2 protein-coding genes are annotated in these 1,955 nt (G+C 34.2%); one reads left to right on the top strand and one right to left on the bottom strand.

The window, feature by feature from the left end:
- Positions 1–65: 65 nt before the first annotated feature.
- The gene (rho, locus tag BLV37_RS13240) at positions 66–1,427 is read right to left on the bottom strand and encodes a transcription termination factor Rho (protein WP_091732469.1); all 1,362 of its coding nucleotides are present in this window, start codon (positions 1,425–1,427) and stop codon (positions 66–68) included.
- 273 nt (positions 1,428–1,700) lie between these two features.
- Between rho and BLV37_RS13235 the strand changes: the two genes are divergently transcribed.
- The coding region (locus BLV37_RS13235) for a transposase (RefSeq protein WP_091727595.1) at positions 1,701–1,955 on the top strand (255 nt) is incomplete at its 3' end.

Below are 1,955 nucleotides of genomic sequence, written 5' to 3'. Positions count from 1 at the left end.
AACTACTGTTTAACTACTGTTTAACTACTGTTTAACTACTGTTCAACTACTGTTCAACCGCTGTTCTACTCCCAAATCTTGTTTCTTATGCTTCCTATAAATTCGCTGTTATTTTTTGTCTGTACCAATTGATTTATTAAGGTTTCTGTAACCTCTGATATTGGAGCATTGCTTAGGGCTTTTCTGATTCCCCATATGGTTTCTAGTTCTTTTTGATTCATAAGTAAATCTTCTCTTCTAGTGCCAGACCTATTTATGTCTATGGCTGGGAATATTCTCTTTTCTGAAAGCTTTCTATCTAAATGGATTTCCATATTTCCTGTACCTTTGAATTCCTCGAAAATCACATCATCCATTCTGCTTCCTGTCTCTACAAGAGCAGTAGCTAATATTGTAAGGCTTCCGCCTTCTTCTATGTTTCTAGCTGCTCCAAAGAATCTTTTAGGCTTATGTAATGCACCGGGGTCTATTCCTCCAGACAACGTTCTACCTGTAGGAGGTATTACAAGGTTATATGCTCTTGCAAGTCTAGTTATACTGTCTAGAAGTATAACTACGTCCTTTCCATGCTCTACTAATCTTTTTGCCCTTTCAAGGACTATTTCTGCAACCTTTACATGGTTGCTTGGTAGCTCGTCAAAGGTAGAATAAACCACATCGCCCTTAACAGATCTTTTCATATCAGTAACTTCTTCTGGTCTTTCATCGATTAATAAAATTATTATTTCAATTTCAGGATGATTTTGTGCGATTCCGTTGGCAATTTTTTTAAGGAAAGTAGTTTTACCTGCCTTTGGTGGTGCTACGATCATACCTCTTTGTCCTTTTCCTATAGGTGCTATAAGGTCTAATAATCTTGTTGATAGCTCAGTATGATTTGTCTCAAGGGTGATTCTCTTGTTTGGAAATATAGGAGTCAATGTATCAAAATCTGGTCTTTTAGTTGCAGTTTCTGGATTTTCTCCATTCACTTTTTTTACATATAATAATGCTCTGTATCTTTCACCTGATTTTGGTGGCCTTGTTATACCATATATTTTGTCTCCTGTACCCAAATTAAATCTTCTTATTTGAGAAGGAGATACATAAATGTCATCTTCACCTGACAAATAGTTTTGAGAACGTAAAAATCCATAACCATCTTGATGAAGCTCCAAAATACCCTCTGCTTCTGTTGGCTCCTTACCTTGTTCAAGTGCTCCATTAGGCTTTTCATGGGGTCTTTTAGCAATAGTTTCAGGTAAAGTAAAGCCGCTTTTTTCATCCTCTAAGGGTTTAATTGCCTGAGGCTCTTCTTTAGTAGAGTTTTCTAATATTAAATCTATTAACTCATCTTTTTTATATTTTGTTATGCTTTTAATGTTTAGTTCCTTAGCTAACTGACGCAGTTCGTCTAGCTTTTTACTTTGTAATTCATCAGAATTCAAAATTACACCTCCAAAAAATATTAAATATATATTGTAATCTTTCCATAATAAAATAAACTCTATGGGAACAATAAGAATTAATTAATGAAAAGAAATCCCTAGTCATGCTCAAAATGAAATAGCTTATTTGATAGCGAAAGTAATAAAAAACTGAAGTTTTAAAGAAATGAAAGATATTAACTATACTAATATTATCATCCTATTTAGCCCCCTAACCGTTTTGGACAATCACACACGATTATAGTAAAATATAATCAACAGGAGGTTGCCAGAATGAGAAGCAAAAATACAAGATATCCAGAAGAATTTAAACGTCAAATTGTTAAAGAAGTAGAGGAAGTTGGTAATGCAACTTTAGTAGCAAGAAAGCATGATATTGTCCCAGGCACGGTTACAAGATGGGTTAGAGAATCAAAGGAAGCTAACAAAACGAATAATCCTCTTAATATAGATTATAGCACTAATTCCTCCTTAGATAAGGAGAATGAGCAACTAAAGAAGCTATTAGGCGAAAAGGATCTTGAAATA

This window comes from Proteiniborus ethanoligenes, assembly GCF_900107485.1.
GTDB lineage: Bacteria > Bacillota > Clostridia > Tissierellales > Proteiniboraceae > Proteiniborus > Proteiniborus ethanoligenes.
This window is presented reverse-complemented; position numbering and strand designations above follow the sequence as displayed.